This window comes from Enterobacter cloacae complex sp. P38RS, assembly GCF_014930775.1.
Taxonomy (GTDB): domain Bacteria; phylum Pseudomonadota; class Gammaproteobacteria; order Enterobacterales; family Enterobacteriaceae; genus Enterobacter; species Enterobacter bugandensis.
The window spans coordinates 201567-215708 of the sequence record NZ_JADBRS010000001.1; the positions used below are offsets into that span (position 1 = coordinate 201567).

The 14142-nt window shown below is 58.6% G+C and carries 13 protein-coding genes, 1 tRNA gene and 1 pseudogene; 6 read left to right on the forward strand and 9 right to left on the reverse strand.

The window, feature by feature from the left end:
* Nucleotides 1-19 precede the first annotated feature (19 nt).
* From IM303_RS00890 to IM303_RS00905, 4 genes are all read right to left on the reverse strand, one after another.
* Nucleotides 20-238: an acyl carrier protein gene (locus tag IM303_RS00890; RefSeq protein WP_028012621.1), complete on the reverse strand. Its 219-nt coding sequence runs from the start codon at nucleotides 236-238 to the stop codon at nucleotides 20-22.
* 17 nt (nucleotides 239-255) lie between these two features.
* On the reverse strand, nucleotides 256-1689 hold the full coding sequence (locus IM303_RS00895) for an AMP-binding protein (protein WP_048999092.1): 1434 nt from the start codon (nucleotides 1687-1689) through the stop codon (nucleotides 256-258).
* Nucleotides 1686-2804 (reverse strand): MBOAT family O-acyltransferase, encoded by a 1119-nt coding sequence (locus tag IM303_RS00900; protein WP_045630046.1) that lies wholly within the window; start codon nucleotides 2802-2804, stop codon nucleotides 1686-1688. Before IM303_RS00900 ends, IM303_RS00895 begins: the two co-directional genes overlap by 4 nt.
* A 128-nt stretch (nucleotides 2805-2932) precedes the next feature.
* Nucleotides 2933-4069: a D-alanyl-lipoteichoic acid biosynthesis protein DltD gene (locus tag IM303_RS00905; RefSeq protein ID WP_048999091.1), complete on the reverse strand. Its 1137-nt coding sequence runs from the start codon at nucleotides 4067-4069 to the stop codon at nucleotides 2933-2935.
* A gap of 279 nt (nucleotides 4070-4348) precedes the next feature.
* Between IM303_RS00905 and IM303_RS00910 the strand changes: the two genes are divergently transcribed.
* A tRNA-Ser gene (locus IM303_RS00910) sits at nucleotides 4349-4436 on the forward strand.
* Nucleotides 4437-4480: 44 nt separating this feature from the next.
* Here IM303_RS00910 and IM303_RS00915 read toward each other — a convergent pair.
* From IM303_RS00915 to hpxO, 3 genes are read right to left on the reverse strand one after another with little or no spacing between them, the layout of a single operon-like run.
* Nucleotides 4481-5416 (reverse strand): PDR/VanB family oxidoreductase, encoded by a 936-nt coding sequence (locus IM303_RS00915; protein ID WP_045261693.1) that lies wholly within the window; start codon nucleotides 5414-5416, stop codon nucleotides 4481-4483.
* Nucleotides 5417-5427: 11 nt separating this feature from the next.
* Nucleotides 5428-6462 (reverse strand): molybdenum cofactor-independent xanthine hydroxylase subunit HpxD, encoded by a 1035-nt coding sequence (hpxD, locus tag IM303_RS00920; protein WP_041910590.1) that lies wholly within the window; start codon nucleotides 6460-6462, stop codon nucleotides 5428-5430.
* 15 nt (nucleotides 6463-6477) lie between these two features.
* The gene (gene hpxO / locus IM303_RS00925; protein ID WP_049001590.1) at nucleotides 6478-7632 is read right to left on the reverse strand and encodes an FAD-dependent urate hydroxylase HpxO; all 1155 of its coding nucleotides are present in this window, start codon (nucleotides 7630-7632) and stop codon (nucleotides 6478-6480) included.
* Nucleotides 7633-7871: 239 nt separating this feature from the next.
* On the opposite strand from hpxO, the gene uraD reads away from it, so the two are divergent.
* The gene (gene uraD, locus IM303_RS00930) at nucleotides 7872-8372 is read left to right on the forward strand and encodes a 2-oxo-4-hydroxy-4-carboxy-5-ureidoimidazoline decarboxylase (protein WP_048960330.1); all 501 of its coding nucleotides are present in this window, start codon (nucleotides 7872-7874) and stop codon (nucleotides 8370-8372) included.
* The gene (gene uraH, locus IM303_RS00935; protein WP_049001593.1) at nucleotides 8369-8692 is read left to right on the forward strand and encodes a hydroxyisourate hydrolase; all 324 of its coding nucleotides are present in this window, start codon (nucleotides 8369-8371) and stop codon (nucleotides 8690-8692) included. Before uraD ends, uraH begins: the two co-directional genes overlap by 4 nt.
* Here the strand turns inward: uraH and guaD are convergent.
* Both guaD and IM303_RS00945 read right to left on the reverse strand, forming a co-directional pair.
* Nucleotides 8672-9988: a guanine deaminase gene (guaD, locus tag IM303_RS00940; RefSeq protein ID WP_193359497.1), complete on the reverse strand. Its 1317-nt coding sequence runs from the start codon at nucleotides 9986-9988 to the stop codon at nucleotides 8672-8674. The two genes, uraH and guaD, sit on opposite strands and share 21 nt — an antisense overlap.
* A 101-nt stretch (nucleotides 9989-10089) precedes the next feature.
* Nucleotides 10090-11586: an NCS1 family nucleobase:cation symporter-1 gene (locus IM303_RS00945; protein ID WP_193359498.1), complete on the reverse strand. Its 1497-nt coding sequence runs from the start codon at nucleotides 11584-11586 to the stop codon at nucleotides 10090-10092.
* Nucleotides 11587-11730: 144 nt separating this feature from the next.
* On the opposite strand from IM303_RS00945, the gene IM303_RS00950 reads away from it, so the two are divergent.
* From IM303_RS00950 to puuE, 3 genes and pseudogenes are all read left to right on the forward strand, one after another.
* Nucleotides 11731-12447 (forward strand): GntR family transcriptional regulator, encoded by a 717-nt coding sequence (locus IM303_RS00950; protein WP_045630054.1) that lies wholly within the window; start codon nucleotides 11731-11733, stop codon nucleotides 12445-12447.
* Nucleotides 12447-13281, forward strand: a pseudogene (hpxA, locus tag IM303_RS00955) (allantoin racemase). Before IM303_RS00950 ends, hpxA begins: the two are co-directional and overlap by 1 nt.
* Nucleotides 13235-14134: an allantoinase PuuE gene (gene puuE, locus IM303_RS00960; protein ID WP_370528594.1), complete on the forward strand. Its 900-nt coding sequence runs from the start codon at nucleotides 13235-13237 to the stop codon at nucleotides 14132-14134. Before hpxA ends, puuE begins: the two are co-directional and overlap by 47 nt.
* Nucleotides 14135-14142: the final 8 nt, after the last annotated feature.

The window sequence follows — 14142 nt, forward strand, 5'->3', positions numbered from 1 at the left end:
GCCATCAGAGGAGGGGGCGTTAACGGTTCTCTTCAATATAACGGGCGAGATCGGCCGGGGTTTTCAGCACCGTCGCCACGTCGGTAGGCGGGATCATACAGCCGTAAACGTCCTGCACCTCCAGCACCATGTCGACTGCCAGAATGGAGTCGAGAATGTCGGATTCAATCAGCTCATCGTGAAAGCCAACCTTGCGGGATAACACTTTTTCAAACAGGGCGAGAATATCGTGTTCCATCATTTTTCCTGGGATAATTAATGTGTGCGGGCGTAAGCGTCCAGCAGCTTGCGGTCAATTTTGCCGTTAGGATTTAGCGGCAAAGCGTCTTTTACGATAATTTGTGAAGGCACCATGTAGTGGGGCACCACTTTTGCCAGCGAGGTTTTGATTGCATCCGGTGCCAGCTCCGTCACGCAGAACGCGGCGATGCGCAGCACGCTGCCGCAGGGTTTCATCAGCGGCATCACCACCGCTTCGCTGATGCCGGACATGGCCAGCAGGCGGTTTTCAATCTCGCCGATCTCGATGCGGTAGCCATTCAGCTTGACCTGGCTGTCGTTGCGGCCCTGGCAGTAGATGAGCCCGTCTCCATAACCCAGATCGCCGGTCCGGTAGCCGCGGAACGCATCATTTTCCCGACGCAGCAGTTTAGCCGCGTTCTCCTGCGGCAGGCCGAGGTAGCCGCGCATGACGTTTTTGCCCCAGATAATCAGTTCGCCCTCGGCGGAAATTTCCATTCTGCTGTCCGGCATCATCACGCCCACCGGCAGCACCGCGCTGTCGCTGTTAAGGATCTCATCCGTGATCTCAACCACGGTTGTCGCAATGGTCGCTTCCGTTGGGCCATAGGAGTTGATGATTTTGGCCTGCGGGAAACGGCGGCGGAGCTGTTTCACCAGCGCTTTATTGAGCACTTCACCAATGAAGATAAAGACGCTGAGTGCAGGCAAATACTCGCTGTTAAAGTGCGGAGAAAGCAGTTGCTGGTAGGCAAAAGAGGGGGTGGAAACCCAGGCGGAGACCGCGTTGCTTTGCAGTCGCTCGAGCCAGTTCTCTTTCTGGATATCCTCTTTGGCATTCAGCACGATGTGGCCTCCCATCGCCAGGTTCGCCAGCAGAGGGATCAGGGAGAGGTCAAAGCTGAACACCGCGTGGTTCATCAGCACCGGTTTTTCCGGCAGCGAAAAGTCCTGGCTGACCCACTTCATGAAGTGCCATACGCTTTCACGTCCAATCTGCACGCCTTTCGGTTTTCCGGTGCTGCCTGAGGTAAACATGATATAGGCCAGATCCTGCTCCTCCAGCACCTTGCCCGCCTCGCCGGTGGCGATGAACTGCCGCGTCGCCACGTCGTAGTAGTAAGGGGCGCCGGTCAGGTTGCAGATCTCGCGAAGCCGCTCCTGAGGGTAGATGCAGTCCACCGGGATGTACGGAATGTTGTGCAGCAGGCAGCTATATATGGCCACGGCGAACTCGGCCTGCTGATGGCCGTACAGCACGATCGGCGTACCGTCTGCGGGCTGGCAGCGTCGATAACGCTCTGCCCAGTTCGTCACGGCAGAGGAAAGCTGGAGCCAGCTTAAGGTTTCGTCGCTGCCGCTGATGGCCAGCTGCTGCGGGGAGGCGGGATCGCGCAGTGCCGCACGCAAGAAATCCTGCAGTTCCTGAAGATCGGAGTGATTTTTCATAGAGGTGACATTCCACTGAAGATGTAAAGGGATCCTGCGGCGCTTCCCAGCGTCAGAATTCGTCCCAAAAACGCAACGGCCGGATACTGCAATCCGCGGTGTAACGTTGGGCTGCGTTTGGCTGACCACAGCAGCATGTTGTGCGCGACGGAAATCGCGCCAAACAGCGCGCCGCTGATGACGTAATGGCGTTCCAGGCCATTCCACGCCCCCATGCAGAACAGGGTGCAAAAAATACCGATATTTTGCGCCAGCGTTTTGTTCTGGCGGAAAAAGTTAAACTTCATCAGGTTCATATAGACGGGCATAAAGACCACGTCGCGCAGCCATTCAGACAGGCTGATGTGGAAGCGGCGCCAGAAATCCTGCGGGTTCTTCGCAAGAAGCGGCATGTTGAAGTTTGCCGGAATATTCAGCCCAAACAGCCGACCCGCGCCGATGGCCATATTGCTGTAGCCCGCAAAATCGAAGTACAGATAGGCGCTGTAGGCAATCGACATCACCACGCCCACGGTCAGGGTAAACGGCTTATGGCTCCAGGGCTGCACGACGAGCGAATCGATCAGCATGGCAAACAGGAACTTCTGAATGATGCCGGTAATAATTTGCTCCAGCGCCGTTAAAAACTGCTCGCGGTTCAGGACAAATGCCGGCTTATTCACATCGCTCATCCATGTCCGCCAGCGATACATCGGGCCGGCCAGAATAATAAAGGGCATAAAGAGATAGCAGAAATAGTGCAGGAAATTCTGGCCCTCTTTTTTACTGCGATACAGCAGTACATCCACAGCGCGGAAGGTCATAAAAGAGAGACCGATTGTGCCGAGGTGATAATTAAAATGTAATTTCACCAGAACCAGAGGCAGCAGCGTTAAAACGACCGCCTGCCAGGTTTTTAATCTGCCTTTTTCTTTTAACGTGGCGACAAGATAAAACCAGCAAAAGACGGCCACGGGAACACTGTAATTGCCCTGAAAAATATAACCCCAGCCTAATGCTGTCACCACGGATAAGGAAACTAGCCAGGTCAGACGGTGGCGTAAAACACGATTAACCATCGCAAACGCCAGCGCGGATGAAAATAAACAGACAAAAAACATTCCTGAGCTGTACATCATTTCGCCTCAGAATTTTTGATATTCAAAATGCAGCTGCATGCTCATGCTGTCATCGACAGCGGTCCATGCAACGACGGTGATCGCCAGCAGTAAATAAAGGCAAAAAAGACGGATCGCGATTTTCATTATTTAAAACTCTGTGCAATAAAGCGAAGCATTGGCACCCAGGCCAGTTCGGTAGGGTGCAGACGATCCCAGTTCCAGCCGTTCTGATACGGCATGGCGTACATATCCAAATACGGGATCTGGTTCTCTTTCAGAATGGTTTGAATCTGCTTATCGAACGGGCGGAAGGTGTCGGTATTGTAAAGTGCCCAGGGGTTAACCGGGTCGACGATAGCTATCACCTGCACGTGATGCGCTTTCAAAAGCTGAACGGTTTTCCTGAACGCGGCGAACTGCCCCGGCACCACCGGCGTGTCATCCCACTGCTGCGGCTTACCGTCCTCGTCGTAAATCGTTTTGTCCATCCACAGCGTGGCCGCGCTCTGATGGCGCTTTTTATTCAACTCGCGGGCATTCGCCAGCGCTTTATCCCAGTCAGGGGAAAGACGGGCGGTTGGCTGCTGAGGCCAGGGCTGCGCCGTCTGTGGCCTGATGTTGAGCAGCGACAGCCAGTCGTTTTTAATCAGGGTGCAGAAGTTTGCAAACTGAAAACTCAGCTCGTCCCACATCAGCGCCGGATGCCAGCCATACACACGCATTTGCCTGAAGGTTAAATGGCTTATCTCTTTCGCATCAATATGCTTCAGGTAATTAACCAGGAACGGGCGCGCCTGCGGATCCTTCATCAGGGGATTAAAAATCGAGCCCGGAAAATTATCCGCATAGATAGCGGGCGGCAGGCCTTTTGAATAAAAACCGTCAGGCGCCAGAAGCAGCACCACTTTGCTGTTTGCGTTAAGGCTATCTTTAAAACGCGAGAGAAGTAAAAATTGCGTTTCGTCATCGACAAACGCATCGCCATAGGCCACGACGGGCTGGTGCAATTGCTTATTAAAATAATTAAATACGGCGTAATGTTCCTCTTCTGAGGTGGCGACCTCAGACGCACCAAGGAAGAAAATAGCATTCCCTTCTAAAGCATGGGAAATTGTGGCTATTTTTTCCGCCTGTTCTTTTGTCGTCCCTGCCATGGACTTGATCAGCGGCTGGAATTTAAGCGGCGGATCAAAGCTTGTCACCAGCGGGTGAAAACTCAGGACTAAAATGGCCAAAACGGCCATCAGGATATGTAAGCAAAACGTATTTTTGATTTTCATCATCAACCAGTAAGGCGCTATGACAGTAATGCGTTAAAACCCGCATTACCCGGATTTATTACCATTACAAAACACATGGCCGTCTATTTTTTTTGGCATTCTATACCACGGTGATTTAAAAGGATGAGCGTTGCTGTGTAACGGTATGTACAAGGGGAGAAGGGGGGAGGGCTGGTAAGCGTCCGGGTGACTTTTTGCGCAGTCAAACGCCTGCAGGCAAAAATAGAAAAATTCCTGCTTTACAAGGCGCTAATAGATGTTTATAGTGCGCCTCACTTTGGAAGCGTGGCCGAGCGGTTGAAGGCACCGGTCTTGAAAACCGGCGACCCGAAAGGGTTCTAGAGTTCGAATCTCTACGCTTCCGCCAAATTCGAAAACCCTGCGATAGCAATATCGCAGGGTTTTTTCGTTTTACAGCGCAATCACCAGCTCCCCGGAGTGACTCCGCGAACAGCAGAGCGCCACCTGCTGGTCAGCCGCGCTTTTTTCTGCCTCCGACTGCACGCTATCCCTGTGGTCCACCACGCCGTCAATCACCGGCGTCAGGCAGGCGCCGCAGATCCCCATTTCGCAGGACAGCGGCACGTCCACGCCGTTTTCCTGTAATACCTGAGCGATGGTCTTATCCGCAGGCACCGGCCAGCGCTCGCCGGTAGAGGCAAGCTTGACCGTAAAGATCTCGCCTGCGACGCCGCTTGTGACAGGGGGAGCGGGCTGAAACGCCTCGCTGTGGATATGGGCGTCATTCCATCCCTTCGCCGCCGCCACATCGCGCGCTTTCTCCATAAACCCCGCAGGTCCGCACACCCACGCGTGCAGCCCCGCTTCAGGCGCGGGGAAATGCTCCGCCAGCGTGGTTCGTGGGGTGCTGGTATGAATAATGCAGTCACCGCACTGCGAGAGTTCGCGCGCAAACGCCGCGTTTTCCCGGTTTCTGACGTAATAGTGCAGCGTAAAGGGCGTTCCGGTCGCTTTCAGCTGCAATGCCATCGCATACAGCGGCGTAATGCCAATCCCTGCTGCCAGCAGCAATACCCGCTCAGCCTGATGCAGCGGAAACAGATTGCGCGGGGCCGAGATTGAAAGCCTCTGGCCCGGACGCAGCGTTTCGTGAACGTAGCGCGACCCGCCGCGCGAGGCGGCTTCTCGCCCCACGCAGATAAGATAGCTCTCGTCGCCACATGCCCCGGTCAGAGAGTACTGGCGGACCACGCCGCAGGGCAGGTGGACATCAATGTGCGCGCCGGGTCGCCACGCCGGTAGCGCGTCGCCGTTTTCGGCCACCAGCCTGACGGCGAGGCTTTTATCCCCCTCGCGCCACAGCCCGTCAACGATCACGTTCAGCATATTGGCCTCCGTCATACCAGGAAAAATTCGCCAAAGCCCATCTTCTTCAGTCCCCGACGGTAGGCAATCGAACTCTTATCTGCCGGAATATGGGCTTCCAGAGTGAGATCCAGCGGCAGACTTTCCGGGCGCTGGGTTTCGACCATCAGGCGATCCTCTTCAAAAATGCGCAGGTTAAAGGCATGCACGTCCTCCACCGGAATATGCAGATCAAAGTTGCGCGCGATGGGCGCGAACATGCGGGTCACCCGTGACGAGACGGGCGAGGCGGCGTTCATAATCACCAGCCGCGATTCACCCGGAAAATGAATCGTCAGGGTGGCGGTAAACGGCAGATGCATTTCAAAATGGCGCAGCCACTGGAACCCTTCTGGCGCCTGCACGGGTGAACTGGCGGGATAGTTGCTCACGGAACTCCAGTAATCGGCCACGAAACCGAAGGGCGTCTCCTGCGGCTGATAGATAGGGACAAGCTGATTATTGGGATCGGCAAAGGTATCGGTATGGATCCACGCAAAGTGGGCAACATCCAGAAACCCTTCCACCTGGCGCCCGGCGAAGCCGTTCACCTCAAACGCCGGGCAGTTGATCTGCTGAAATCCGTCGTCGCTCCAGTGCGGCATGGTGGGCAGCGGCACGGGATTGTCCGGGTCAAACGCCAGGCAGGTCCAGATCAGGCCGAAGCGCTCTTCCACCGCGTAGTTAATCAGGTTCAGCTTCGCCGGAACGGGCTGGTCGGGGCTGGACGGAATGCGGTTGCAGCGGCCGTCTTCACCAAAGCGTAAGCCGTGGTAGGGGCAGATAATCCCGTGATCGTCGTGAAAGCCGAGCGTCAGCGGCACGCCGCGGTGCGGACACACGTCCCGGGCAACCACGACCTGGTCGTTAATTCGGTAAATCACCAGCTGTTCATCCAGCAGGGTGGCCTTGACGGGGGCCGGGCCGACGTCGCAGGCGCGCGCAACCGGATGCCAGCATTTCGCCAGGCGCAGCCAGTCCTCTGGCTCAAACGTGCAGTGGGCGGGTGGTGTCGGTTCTCTTTTCATCGTTGTCCCTCTTGTTCAGCCTAACGGGCCGCCCTGAATGGTCTCGCACAGACCGTTGATAATGCGTTCCCCGGTCTCCTCTTTGAGCTCCTGATACCAGGCCTGCGTCAACGCCATATCTTTCCCGTGGGTGACGTCGCAGCGTTTACGCGCTTTCAGCACCAGGTCACGCACCCGGTCGCAGCGCAGGGCTTCGTACTGCCGCAGCGCCAGCGTAATGTTGTGGTTTTCACGCAGGCATTCGCCCAGTACCACGGCGTCCTCCATGGCCGCGCAACCGCCCTGGCCGATATCCGGCGTGGTGCTGTGCCCGGCATCGCCGAGCAGCGCGACGTTGCCGCGTACCAGGCTGTCGAACGGCTCGATGTCATGGATTTCAATGCGGTTGGTGGTATCGGGATCCAGCGCGGCGATAAGCTTCTGCACCGGCGGCGCCCAGCCGCGGAAGTAGCCCGTGAGATCGGCGCGCAGGGTGGTGCGATCCTCCGCCAGGCCCGCGGGAAGCGGCACGTCAAAAAAGAAGTAGAAACGACCGCCGGAGACGGGCATCAGCGACACGCGTTTACCCTCGCCAACGAAGGTGGTCCACTGGTGCGCCGGGGCAATCTCTTCATCAATCTTCACCAGCCCGTTCCAGTTCACGTATCCGGCGTAGCGGCGCTCCGGGGTATAGCCCAGCACGTACGGACGAACCGCCGAGTGGCTGCCGTCGGCGGCAATCACAAAATCGCCTGTTGCCGTGGTGCCATCGGTAAAGGTCACGCTTACGCCCGCGTCGTCTTCGTGGACGTGTTCCACGCGCTTGCCGAACTGCACCTTGTCGCGACCCCAGAAGTCCAGCATTTCGCGCTGGAGTTCAGCGCGCGAGACGGGGCAGGGACGCCCGCCGGTACGCTCAACCAGCGGGGCAAGGCTAAAGCGGGTCAGGGTCTCGCCGCGCCGGTAATCTTTGTAGGCCATAAAACGCATCGGACCGCCGTAGGTTTCGATAATGTCGCCCATGCCGAGGTGTTGCATACACTTCACGCCGTTAGGCCATATGGAGATGGCCGCCCCGACGGGCCGGATCTCTTTTACGGCTTCGAACACGGTACAGTCGATGCCCGCTTTCTTTAGCGCGACGGCAGCGCTCAGGCCGCCAATACCCGCGCCAATGACGATTGCTTTCATGCTTCTCTCCTTTTGCAGGGTGTAAAAACATTCAGCAATTTGCGTACCAGGCTGCAGAGTGGCGAAAACGGCGTTGTGGGAGGTGAGTTTGCACTGCTAAGGTGCGCAAACACGGTGAATATGCCTTTTTATGAATCAATAATTTCCTGTCCAGCCATACAGAATCGACTGTTTCACATCGGCGACAAGAGTGGCGTGGTTTGTGCAACAACCCGGGGGAGGACAATAAAGGAGACACTATGATCGCACTGCACGACTTCAATCATCTTCCTGAGAAAGAGGCTCTCGCGCTGCTCACCCCCTGCGTGGCGCTCCCCGGCTGGGCTGAGGCGCTGGTTTGTGGACGGCCTTACCCGAGCCGGAGTGAATTGACGATCGCGGCGCAGGCGCTGATGCAGCGCTGGGACGAAGTGGCGTTAGCGCAAGCCCTGAGCGCGCACCCGCGCATCGGGGAAAAGCCCGCGGGTGCACAGGTGGAGGCGGCGCTGTCGCGCCAGGAGCAGGGCGCGGTGAATGACCGGGACGCGGCGCTTGCGCAGGCGCTGCGCGAAGGTAACGCCCGCTACGAGGCCCGCTTTGGGCGCGTATTTCTGATCCGCGCGAAGGGCCGCAGCGGCGAGGAGATATTACAGGCCCTGCGCGCGCGGCTGGAAAACAGCGACGCGCAGGAAGTTCAGGCGGCGCTGGAACAGTTGCGGGAAATTACGCTGCTGCGGCTGGAAGGAGTGATTAGCGAATGAGCACGCTCAGCACCCATATTCTCGATATTTCAACGGGCAAACCCGCCGCGGGCGTGACGGTTCACCTAGAACGGGAGGGCGAAATCATGGCGACGGGCGTGACCAACGTTAATGGTCGCATCACCGAATTTGTCCCTTTCCTGCCCGCAGGCCGCTATCGGCTGGTGGCGGAGATCGGCAGGTGGTTTCGCGCAACCGGCCGGGAGACGATCTACCCCTGCGCGCAAATTGAGTTTGTGACGGGAGAAGCGGCAGACGAGCACTTCCATCTGCCGTTTGTGATTGCGCCAGGCGGGTGGTCAACCTACCGGGGCAGTTGACCACACCCGCTCGCCGTTGACCCAGGTCTCACTGATGTTGCGCTCGTCGCCCAGGGTCATCAGCACAAATAGCTGCTCGTAGATATCCTGACAGCGGCGATTGCGCAGGCGCTGCAGCGGCGTCACGTCAGGATCGATAACCACGAAATCCGCCTCTTTGCCGGGGGCGAAGTTGCCAATCTTATCGTCCAGCCTGAGGGCGTGCGCGCCGCCCAGCGTGGCGTGATAAAACGCCTCGCTGGCGCGCAGGCGGTAGCTCTGCAGCTGGCCGACCTTGTAGGCTTCTCCCAGGGTGCGCAGCATGCTGAAGGTGGTGCCCGCGCCGACGTCGGTGCCGATGCCCATCCGCACCTTGTGCTGCCAGCAGGCGGGCAGGCGAAACAGCCCGCTGCCGAGAAACAGGTTCGAGGTGGGGCAAAACGCCACCGCCGAACCGGTGTCGTGCAGGCACTGCCACTCGCTGTGGTGCAGATGAATCGCGTGGGCAAACACGCTGCGCTCTCCGGTCAGGCCGTAGTGGTGATATACGTCCAGATAGCGCTCGTGCTCCGGCCAGAGATCGTTCACCCAGGCCACTTCGTTTGGGTTTTCGCTGAGATGGGTCTGCAGCCAGGTATTCGGAAACTCCTCTCTGAGCAGGCTGACCGCGGCGAGCAGCTCGGGTGAGGACGTTGGGGCAAAGCGCGGCGTAATGGCATACCCCAGCCGCCCCCGATGGTGCCAGCGCTGGATCAGCTCCCGCGTCTGCCGGTAGCTCTGCTTTGCATCTTCGCTCAGGTAGTCCGGCGCGTGCCGGTCCATCATCACCTTTCCGGCGATAAGACGCATGTTGAGGCGCAGGGCTTCGGTAAACAGCGCTTCGACCGATTGCGGATGCAGCGTGCAAAACACCAGCGCGGTGGTGGTGCCGTTGCTCACCAGTTGGTTAATGAAAAATTCGGCGATCTCTTTCGCGTAGGCTTCATCGGCAAACTGGCTCTCCACCGGGAAGGTGTTGGTGGTTAGCCACTCCAGCAGCTGTTCGCCAAAGGCGCCGATCATCTCCGTTTGTGGATAATGAACGTGGGTGTCGACAAAACCGGGCAGCAGCAGCCTGCCGCGCAGGTCCGTGTAGCCTTTGTGGGGGTCGAGATACTGCTCGCCCTCCTGCCACGCCATCTGCGCCAGAATTTTTCCGTTCTGGATAAACAGCAGCCCGTCCTCAAGGTAGCGCGCGTGCTCGGCAATGGCGTCTGCGCTGTCGCAGACCTGCGCGATATCGAAAAATGCACCGCGTATCGCAGTCTGGTATTCCATCGTGGGTCCTGCCTTAGTGTTTGCGTAGCGGGGTGAAAAAGCTCAGCAAGAACGGTGCCAGAATGAACGGGCCGCAGATAAACTGCGGCCGGAGGGAGGGGTTACTCTTTTTGCGTCGCTACGCGGGAGCTGAACGAGGCCGCGCCTGCCGTCTCGCGCTCTTCCCGCGCCAGCCAGCGGTAGGTCACGCCGCCGAGGAAGACGCCGATAAACCAGCTGAAGTTTGCCACTTCATGCAGGGCCGGGAGAAAGCCAATCACCAGACCTACGGCAACGGATGGGATCAGCGCGCCAATGGCCTTCGGGTTAAAGCCGTTGCGGTACCAGTATTTGCCCTTTGGCGTGTCGTCGAACAGATCGTCTACCGACACCTTGCCGCGCTTAATCAGGTAGAAATCGGCAATCAGAATGCCGAACAGCGGGCCGATAAACGCCCCGAGCACGTCCAGGGTGTAATGGATGAGCTCCGGTGAGTTGAACAGGTTCCACGGGGTGAGCAGGATCGAGCCGACGGCGGCAATCATGCCCCCGGTGCGGAAGCTGATTTTCTGCGGCGAGCAGTTAGAGAAATCAAACGCCGGTGAGACAAAGTTCGCGACGATGTTGATCCCGATGGTGGCGGTGATCATCGTCAGCAGGCCAATCGCCACGGCCAGATCGTTACCTACGCGGCTGACGGTTTCGATCGGGTCGGTGATCATGCGGCCAAACAGCGACTGGGTACCGGAGACAATCACCACAGTGACGATGGAGAACAGCAGGAAGTTAAACGGCAGCCCCCAGCGGTTGCCGCGGCGGATCTCACCCATGCTTTTGCCGTAGCGGGAGAAGTCGCCAAAGTTGAGCAGCGGGCCGGAGAAGTAGGAGACCACCAGCGCGGTCGCTGTGATCATCTGCCAGGTCTGCTCGCCCGCGCTCAGGGATTTGCTGGCGAGGGTGAAAGAGATCCCGTCAAAACCGGTCTTGTATACAATCCAACCCGCAAGGGCCAGCATCACCACATAGACCGCCGGACCGGCGATATCAATAAAGCGCTTAATGGCGTTCATGCCGTGCCAGAAGACCATCGCCTGAAGAACCCACATGATGGCAAAGCAGATCCAGCCCAGCGGCGACAGGCCCAGGAAGGCACCGGTGGTAAGGCTCGCCAGAGAAGGCCAGAACTTCAGCACCACCAGCATCAGCGCGTTGGCGGCAAGCCAGGTCTGGATGCCGTACCACGCAAAGGCGATAAGCCCGCGGATCACCGCCGGAATATTGGCCCCGAAGACGCCAAACGCCTGACGGCTGATCACCGCATAGGGCACGCCCGCCATCTGGCTCGGTTTGGCTACCAGGTTGGCGCACAGCTGCACAATGCAGATCCCCACCAGCAGGCAGAGCAGCACCTGCCAGCTTGCCAGCCCGAGCGTAAAGAAGCTCGCGGCAACAACGTAACCCCCCATGCTGTGAACGTCGGACATCCAGAAAGAAAAGATGTTGTACCAGCTCCAGTTCTGGTCACGCGTCGGTGCCAGATCCTCATTGCAAAGACGTGGGCTGTAAACCGCACCGGAATCAGCGGCCGTACTCTGCTGTGCGTTTTGACTGTTTGGCATGAAACCTGCTCCTGTGAATGAAAACCCGTTGAGTGGGAGTGCAAACGGTGTTGCAGAATTCAGGCCAAAATAATAAATCTTGTATGCAATATTTTATTTTTATGTATACGATTCGATAACGGAAAGTAAAATTCGGAGTGGTGAATGAACAATATAAACGCCCTGCAGACCGCGCCAGACCTGCATGACAAAGACGAAACCATCTTCCAGGCGCTGATGACCGCGATTGTGGAACATCAGCTGCTGCCGGGGAGCAAATTGCCGGAAGAGGCGCTGGCCGAGGTGTTTGGCGTGAGCCGCACGGGCATCCGCAAGGTGCTTCAACGACTCGCCGCTGTGCAAATGGTCACCCTGACGCCCAAACGTGGTGCACACGTCGCCAGCCCGACGGTTGAAGAGGCGCGGCACATCTTCCGCACCCGCGCGCTGCTGGAGGTCGCAAACCTGCCGGACGTGCTGGCGCACTGTCAGCCGCCGCACCTTGCCGCGCTGGAGGCCATTATTCGTCAGGAGCAGCAGGCGCACGAGGCGTACGACGGCCCGGCGGCAATCCGACATTCCGCCAGTTTCCACATACAACTGCAGGCCATCTCCGGTAACCAGGTGCTGACGGAGATGGTGACAAGCCTGAGCCAGCGCTCCTCGCTGGTGATTGCTACCTGGGGCGCGCCGTGGCGTCAGGGCTGTCGCTGCAACGACCACGAACAGCTTGTAGATCTGCTGCGTCAGAAGGCGCTGCAGCCGCTAAGCGATGCCCTCATGCACCATTTTGAACATATCGTTGCCAGCCTCTGCTTCGAGCGGGCGGGCGAGTGCCTGCCTGATTTTGCCCGGCTGTTTGCCGGCCACAAGGAGTCGTAATGTCTGTCTGTATACAAGTGATCAACCCCAACACCAGCCTCGCGATGACGGAAACCATCGGCGCGGCGGCCCGCGCGGTGGCGGCGACGGGAACGGAGATCCTCGCGGTTTGCCCGGGCGCGGGCGTGCCGTCTATCGAGGGCCACTTTGATGAGGCCATCGCCGCCGTTGGTGTCCTGGAACAGATCAAAAAAGGCAGGGAGCAGGGCGTGGACGGTCACGTGATTGCCTGCTTTGGCGATCCGGGACTGCTGGCGGCGCGCGAGCTGGCGCAGGGGCCGGTTATCGGCATTGCCGAAGCCGCTATGCATATGGCGACGCTGGTGGCGACGCGCTTTTCGGTGGTCACCACGCTGCCGCGCACGCTGATTATTGCCCGCCATCTGTTGCACCAGTATGGCTTTCAGGACCACTGCGCGGCGCTGCACGCCATCGACCTTCCGGTGCTGGCGCTGGAGGACGGCAGCGGTCTGGCGCAGGAGAAGGTGCGCGCGCGCTGTATACAGGCGCTGAAAGAGGATGGCTGCGGCGCCATCGTGCTCGGCTGCGGCGGCATGGCGACGCTGGCGCAGGAGCTGACGCGCGAGCTGCGCGTGCCGGTGATCGACGGCGTCAGCGCGGCGGTGAAGATGGTGGAATCGCTGGTGGCGCTGGGGCTCTCGACCAGCAAGCATGGGGATCTGGCCTTCCCGGAGAGCAAACCGTTAAGCGGGCAGTTTCAGGCATTGAATCCATTTTAACTTTTGGGGGTGGTATGGGGCTTTTCGAACAGGATTATCCGCGGGATCTGCGCGGCTACGCGGGCAACCCGCCGCACGCGCGGTGGCCGAATGAGGCGCGCATCGCGGTGCAGTTTGTGCTCAATTATGAAGAAGGGGCGGAAAACCACGTTCTGCACGGCGATGCCGGGTCCGAGCAGTTCCTGTCGGACATCATCGGCGCGGCCAGCTACCCGGATAAACACATGTCGATGGACTCCCTCTACGAATACGGCAGCCGCGCCGGGTTCTGGCGGATCCACAGTGAATTTCAAAAACGCGGCCTGCCGCTGACGGTCTTTGGCGTGGCGATGGCGCTGGCGCGTCACCCGGAGATTGTTGAGGCGATCAAAACCGCGGATTACGACGTGGTCAGCCACGGCTGGCGCTGGATCCACTATCAGAATATGGACATCAGCCAGGAGCGCGACCACCTGCATAAGGCGGTGCAGGTTCTTACCGACCTGTTCGGCAAGCCGCCAACCGGCTGGTACACCGGGCGCGACAGCCCCAACACCCGCCAGCTGGTGGTGGAGCACGGCGGCTTCGACTACGACAGCGACTACTACGGCGACGACCTGCCCTTCTGGACGGAAGTGGCCTGCGGCGACGGCACCCAAAAGCCGCACCTGATCGTGCCCTATACGCTGGATGCGAACGACATGCGCTTCGCGACCGCGCAGGGGTTTAACACCGCCGAGCAGTTTTATACGTACCTGAAGGACAGCTTTGACGTGCTGTACGAGGAGGGGGAAAGCGCGCCAAAGATGATGTCCATCGGCATGCACTGCCGCCTGCTGGGAAGGCCGGGGCGTTTTCGCGCGCTGCAACGGTTTCTGGATTACGTGCAGCAGCACGATCGGGTGTGGGTCTGTACCCGCCAGCAGATTGCCGACCACTGGCGGGAAGTGCATCCGTTTCAGAAGTAATTGTGCGA

Excerpts from the sequence above, each read along its gene's own strand:
- hpxO (WP_049001590.1), bottom strand. The coding sequence starts at position 7,632 with ATGAAAGCAATCGTCATTGGCGCGGGTATTGGCGGCCTGAGCGCTGCC.
- IM303_RS00945 (WP_193359498.1), bottom strand. The coding sequence starts at position 11,586 with ATGCCAAACAGTCAAAACGCACAGCAGAGTACGGCCGCTGATTCCGGT.
- uraH (WP_049001593.1), top strand. The coding sequence starts at position 8,369 with ATGAGCACGCTCAGCACCCATATTCTCGATATTTCAACGGGCAAACCC.
- IM303_RS00895 (WP_048999092.1), bottom strand. The coding sequence starts at position 1,689 with ATGAAAAATCACTCCGATCTTCAGGAACTGCAGGATTTCTTGCGTGCG.
- IM303_RS00900 (WP_045630046.1), bottom strand. The coding sequence starts at position 2,804 with ATGTACAGCTCAGGAATGTTTTTTGTCTGTTTATTTTCATCCGCGCTG.
- IM303_RS00905 (WP_048999091.1), bottom strand. The coding sequence starts at position 4,069 with ATGAAAATCAAAAATACGTTTTGCTTACATATCCTGATGGCCGTTTTG.
- IM303_RS00950 (WP_045630054.1), top strand. The coding sequence starts at position 11,731 with ATGAACAATATAAACGCCCTGCAGACCGCGCCAGACCTGCATGACAAA.
- hpxD (WP_041910590.1), bottom strand. The coding sequence starts at position 6,462 with ATGAAAAGAGAACCGACACCACCCGCCCACTGCACGTTTGAGCCAGAG.
- guaD (WP_193359497.1), bottom strand. The coding sequence starts at position 9,988 with ATGGAATACCAGACTGCGATACGCGGTGCATTTTTCGATATCGCGCAG.
- uraD (WP_048960330.1), top strand. The coding sequence starts at position 7,872 with ATGATCGCACTGCACGACTTCAATCATCTTCCTGAGAAAGAGGCTCTC.
- IM303_RS00890 (WP_028012621.1), bottom strand. The coding sequence starts at position 238 with ATGGAACACGATATTCTCGCCCTGTTTGAAAAAGTGTTATCCCGCAAG.
- IM303_RS00915 (WP_045261693.1), bottom strand. The coding sequence starts at position 5,416 with ATGCTGAACGTGATCGTTGACGGGCTGTGGCGCGAGGGGGATAAAAGC.